Origin of the sequence: Campylobacter estrildidarum (genome assembly GCF_005406205.1) — a bacterium.
Lineage (GTDB): Bacteria > Campylobacterota > Campylobacteria > Campylobacterales > Campylobacteraceae > Campylobacter_D > Campylobacter_D estrildidarum.
Genome location: NZ_NXLZ01000028.1, coordinates 1 through 5137, shown reverse-complemented (window position 1 = coordinate 5137; position 5137 = coordinate 1). Strand labels below are relative to the sequence as shown.

Here is a 5137-nt window from a genome sequence, read left to right as displayed (position 1 = left end):
TTTTCCCTTGTTTAATATTACTCTTGTTTATACTTGTTTACGGGCATTTTAGCTATGGAAAAATGGGGATTAAAATTGCTAAAAGTGAGATTTTTCGCTATAAAAGTGAGATTTTTCGCTATAAAACCCCCCTTAAAAGTGAGATTTTTAATGTTAAAAATGGGGTTAAAACAGACAAAAATTTAATGAATATTGTCTTTATTAACTAAAATTGTGATATAATTATTTTACCCCTAGAGATAGGGGTAATTTGACCAAAAGGACATACTATGAAGCAACATAGTAAGCGTCTTAAGGTAGCATTATATCTAAATTTTAGGTTTTTTAAACTTAAAGTGGCGATATTTTTTGTGAAGTAAGACCGCAGGGGTTAAGCCCCTGTCCTTTTGGCCTTAAAGGCTAATTATGCAAACACCAAAAAAAACTAACAAAAAAAGAATTCAAAAAGCAGTCGTAACTCAAAACAATCGCTTTGTTTATGCTAAATATGATATGAACACAAACGAACTTAAAATGTTTATGTGGATCGTCGCACAAATAAACAGCCAAAAAGACACTTTATTTCAAGTTTGTGAAATGCCATTAAGTGAAATTATGGAACTATGGCAAAGAGATGATAAAAATCCAGATTATAACTATATAAGGGATTTATGTAAATCAATGCTACAAAAAACCTATGTCGAGGATTTTAAATTGCTTGATGAAAAAACGATGAAAGAAACAACTATTTTCAAAGGCTATACACTCTTTAAATCTATTGAATACAGACAAGGACAAGGGTATATCACTTATCAGCTTAACGATAGTCTTATGCAATACTTGCTAGACCAAAAAAGAGATTTTACCCAGTTAAAATTTAACGATATTCAGCAAATGAAATCAGCTTATAGCATAAGAATTTACAATATGCTTGTTTGTGAGTTAAAACAGAACAAACAAAGCCTTAAAATCAATCTTGCAGTATTACAAAACCTTTTAGAAGTTCCAAAAAGTTTATTAGATTGGCAAGGTTTTCAAAGACGAGTTTTAAGTCAAGCCGAAAAAGATATAAATAGCAAATCAAATCTTGTATTACTAGAAATAAAAACTTACAAAACAGGGCGTAAAATTACGGACTTAGAGTTTATCTTTGATTATAAAAACAACGATAAACGCATCGCACAAGAAAAAGCCAAACAGGAGAAATTTTTTACCAAGCTAAAAGAAATACTAAGCAATTATATAGGCAAATCAATTTATGATGAACGCTTTGGTGAAATGATCGTAACTCATTACGACCACAATGAAGCTGATAATAAAATTTCAATCATCGCACAAAGAAAGAGCGATGATAAATTTGTGGCTTTTGGTGTTAAAAACTTCAAAGACATACAAAGCTTAGAGAAGTTAAAAGACAAAGCCGAAGAACTTTTTTACTTAGATAAGCAAAGAGTAATTAATGCCAAAGAAGCACAAAACTACAAAAATCTTTTCACAATGGATTAAGCAGATATATCTAAAAGCTGATCTTTTTTATTACCTGCATTTGTAGAATTGCTAATATCTTTATCTTTCAGCTTTGTTTCTTCTTCTTTTTCAGCTTTAGCTTCTACTTTTGCTTTTTTTTCTTGGGATTTCAAAGAAAAATCTATAGTTTGTCTATTTACTTCACTCTTGCCAAAATTTGTGGTATCCATAACACCACAAGGTGTTACAAGTATCATTTACATTGTCCTCTTAGTTTGCAAAGCTTATAGTCAATATTATCAGTATAAATACCTTGATTATTGCATTTACTGTAATCTCTTCCGTATTGATAAACTAAAACACAACCTTCGTAATGTGGTTGAACTATAGGCTGTTGAGATACAGTAATTTTATATGCTGAAGCAACACTAGATAATGAAGCAATTAATGCTAAACCTAAGATAATTTTTTTCATTTTAAACCCTTTCTATGATTATTTTTGATATATGAATAATTATAAAAGTCAAAAAATTAATTTAATATTAAACAAGAAAAAAATCAAAAATTTGATTAAATGTTGAGAAAAATTTACTCATTGCAGTATAAAAAATCTATTTAAAACACTATTTTATCGATATTTAATGTTAAAAACGAGTAAAATTTTAAGACTTTACACGTTGTCGGGTAAAATGTCTGTTTTAGATATACTTTTGTCGGGTAAAATGTCTGTTTTGTCGGGTAAAATGTCTGTTTATCAAATTTCAGCCCCCATTTTTCCATAGCTAAAATGCCCGTAAACAAGTATAAACAAGAGTAATATTAAACAAGGGAAAATCAAGAGTAGTAACTAATTTATAATCTACTCTTTTATTTATTTTTTAACATTAAAAATCTCGGTTTTAGACGGGTTTTTCACATTAAAAATCTCGGTTTATGAAATTTCAAGCCCCATTTTTCCATATATTATCTACTATATCCAAAATCTCTTTTAATCTGTCTTGCTTTATTTATTGTCTTTTTAAAGCTGTTTCTAATTCGTTCTCTAAGTTCTGTATATTTTGCTTGTATAATGTCTCTAATTGTTTCAATTCTTGCTCGTTTAATTGCTCCGTTTCTTGTGTTTTCTGTTTCAAATCCTTGAAACTCTGTTCTAAGCCGTTGAGTTTGTTTTTCATAGCTTCCAAAGCGTTCTCGTATGCTATTCGTTCGCTCTTGATTATCTCGTGTAATTTCATCTCTGCTTGTTGATATTCTGTTATCTTGTCCTGTAATCTCTCTATTTCTGCTATTAATTCTAATTCTAAAGTCGTCATTTTCTGCCTTTTCTAATCTAGTGGTAGGTAATAATAATTGTCTTGCACTATCACGCTCTCTTTCGGCATTTGTATATAAATTTTCCCGCTGTTCGATTTTGTTGTTAGCTCCTTGCTGATCTGATAAGGTCTTATCCACAGATACCATACAACTACGCTTAAAATCATCATCGTAAGCATTCCCACTAAAAAACTCATTGCTAGGCTGGATATTTTGAATTTCATTAGCTGTATCTTGTAATTGTATTTCTCCATTTTTTCGATTGAATTTTCTAGTTTTTCCCTGTAATCGCTCGTTAAATTTTCTAATTGTTTCTCTGTAATACTCATCTTTTGATTGAATGAATTTATCAAGTTCTCGTTTAGTTCGTTCAAGCTTTGATTTAATATCTCTTTGTTGATACTCTCTTGCTCTGCTTTCTTTTTCTGTGCGTAAGTCTCTAAGCTTTTCAAAGCTTCTAAATTGTTCATTGTAAATGCCTCCTTTAAACCTTTTAGCTTTTTTGCTTTCTGGTAGTTTAATGCTTAAATAATCACTTCCTTTTCTTGTTACTTCGATATTGTTTTGCTCTAAAAAATAAATGAGTTCGTCTCTTGAGTTTATAATTTCATTAGCTACTTGCTTGTGAAGTATCTTATCTAGGGCTTCATAGTCCTTAAAAAGTTCTTTTTCTTTTTTGCTTCCTTGTAGGGTTTGTTCTTTGCTCGGATCTTTTGGATTTGTAAAACCATAGCATAAATTAACAAAATCACGCCAAAAATCAATTCTTTTATTATCAATGGGGTGGTAGTAAGGGTTAAATGACTTTTTGCTTTCTAGGTCCATTTTTGGAATTATAAAGTTTAATTCTAATCTGCCCTTGTCTGTATGTTCTATCCACAAAATATTATAACGTCCTTGCATTGCAGGAGTTAAAAGGGCGTTTTCAAAGCTTTGCATTATTTCTTTTTTGGTGTTCTCATCGATGTTTTTTTCTTCAAAAGATAAAACACCTACGCAAGTTTTATGCTTTTGGCTCATTGATTTAATAAGCTCTCTTGTTAAAAACTCGTCCCCTTTTAATATTCTTGCTGTGCCTTGATTAACTCTCTCATTTAGCATATAATCAACCGATGATACACCCCCGCCTTTTTGAGTTTTAAAGAATTTACAAATCATTCAATGGCTTTTCTAAGTTCTTTTAGATGATTTTCAATGCGACTTAACATTTCTAATCCTACGCGATCAAGTCCGCCTTTTGATGTGTTTAAATGCTTTGCAACTTGATTTAAATTATTACCCCACTTAGAAAGCTCGGCTATAAAATCTCTATTAATTGGAGTTTGTTTTCTTTTAAAGGTCTTTTGCTTTAGCATAGATTTTAAAGCAAAGCTAGAAAAATTAAGCTCACTTTCTTTTAGTTTGATTTGTATTTGCTCCCACTCATCTTGTGAAAGTCTTAATCTTTTAGTTAAAGTTTTAATGCCTTACTCCTTTCTATTAGCTTAAGCAAATCGCACCGCTAAGGTGCTATGATTTGCGAAAAGGGGGTGCGGGGGCTGTCTGAGTGCGTAGCACGGAAGACGGACAAAGCCCACCGCCCTATTGTATATAGTCTCTAAGCAAAAAACACTCTAAATTGCAATATAAGCTAATAGGCAAGAAAAAGTAAGCCTTTCTCTTTGAACTGCTCTAGGACGGCTTACGTCCTTCAAGCTCTCTTTTGCATTTGAAAGTTTTTTTCTCTCACGCGCGCGTACGCGTATGCGTATCACTCACGCACGCACGCGGTTTTTAAATTTTTAAATATTTTTATATATTTTTAGGCAACGTTCTAGAGCCTATATGAAGGGGCTTAGCGGAGTATTAAAAGTAGAAATTAGGAGTATTAAAAGTAGAAATTAGGAGTATTAAAAGTAGAAATTAGGAGTATTAAAAGTAGAAATTAGGAGTATTAAAAGTAGAAATTAATTTATAATACTACTTTTAATATATAGTTTAATTTCTTTAATATTTTGCTTTATATCATTATTTTAAGGGGCTTAGCGGAGTATTAAGGGGGTAAATTGGGAGTATTAAGGGGGTAAATTTATTGACAATCTACTTTTAATTAAGAGTAGAAATTATTGACAATATACTTTTAATATGCTACAATAAAAAATCCGCCTTGAGTTTTCACTCTTGGCGGAAATAACCCTTTAAAGGCTTAACTATGAAAAAACATAGTAAGCGTCTTAAAGTAGCATTATATCTAAATTTTAAGCTTTTTAAGCTTAAAGTGGCAATATTTTTTGTGAAATAAGACCGCAGGGGCAGTAAAGCCCCTTGCCTTTAGGGTTATACTTCAAAAGGTAAAAAAATGAGCGATATTGTTAAATACCACAACGACTTCAATAAA

Annotated in this window: 6 protein-coding genes; 2 read left to right on the top strand and 4 right to left on the bottom strand. The window is 31.0% G+C overall.

All coding sequences use genetic code 11. The features are described from left to right. Both CQA69_RS09030 and CQA69_RS08715 read left to right on the top strand, forming a co-directional pair. The coding region (locus CQA69_RS09030; RefSeq protein WP_212741635.1) for a hypothetical protein at positions 1 to 209 on the top strand (209 nt) is incomplete at its 5' end. Between the two features lie 196 nt (positions 210 to 405). Next, the gene (locus CQA69_RS08715) at positions 406 to 1485 is read left to right on the top strand and encodes a replication initiation protein (RefSeq protein ID WP_137621389.1); all 1080 of its coding nucleotides are present in this window, start codon (positions 406 to 408) and stop codon (positions 1483 to 1485) included. Here CQA69_RS08715 and CQA69_RS08710 read toward each other — a convergent pair. From CQA69_RS08710 to CQA69_RS08695, 4 genes are all read right to left on the bottom strand, one after another. Then, positions 1482 to 1703 carry a hypothetical protein gene (locus tag CQA69_RS08710; protein WP_137621388.1) on the bottom strand — a complete coding sequence of 74 codons (222 nt, stop codon included), beginning with the start codon at positions 1701 to 1703 and terminating at the stop codon, positions 1482 to 1484. The two genes, CQA69_RS08715 and CQA69_RS08710, sit on opposite strands and share 4 nt — an antisense overlap. Next, positions 1700 to 1921: a hypothetical protein gene (locus CQA69_RS08705; RefSeq protein WP_002821137.1), complete on the bottom strand. Its 222-nt coding sequence runs from the start codon at positions 1919 to 1921 to the stop codon at positions 1700 to 1702. Before CQA69_RS08705 ends, CQA69_RS08710 begins: the two co-directional genes overlap by 4 nt. A gap of 488 nt (positions 1922 to 2409) precedes the next feature. Beyond that, positions 2410 to 3918, bottom strand: coding sequence for a relaxase/mobilization nuclease domain-containing protein (locus tag CQA69_RS08700; protein ID WP_137621387.1), 1509 nt, complete (start codon positions 3916 to 3918; stop codon positions 2410 to 2412). After that, positions 3915 to 4223 (bottom strand): plasmid mobilization protein, encoded by a 309-nt coding sequence (locus CQA69_RS08695; protein WP_171000376.1) that lies wholly within the window; start codon positions 4221 to 4223, stop codon positions 3915 to 3917. Before CQA69_RS08695 ends, CQA69_RS08700 begins: the two co-directional genes overlap by 4 nt. Between the last annotated feature and the right edge of the window lie 914 nt (positions 4224 to 5137).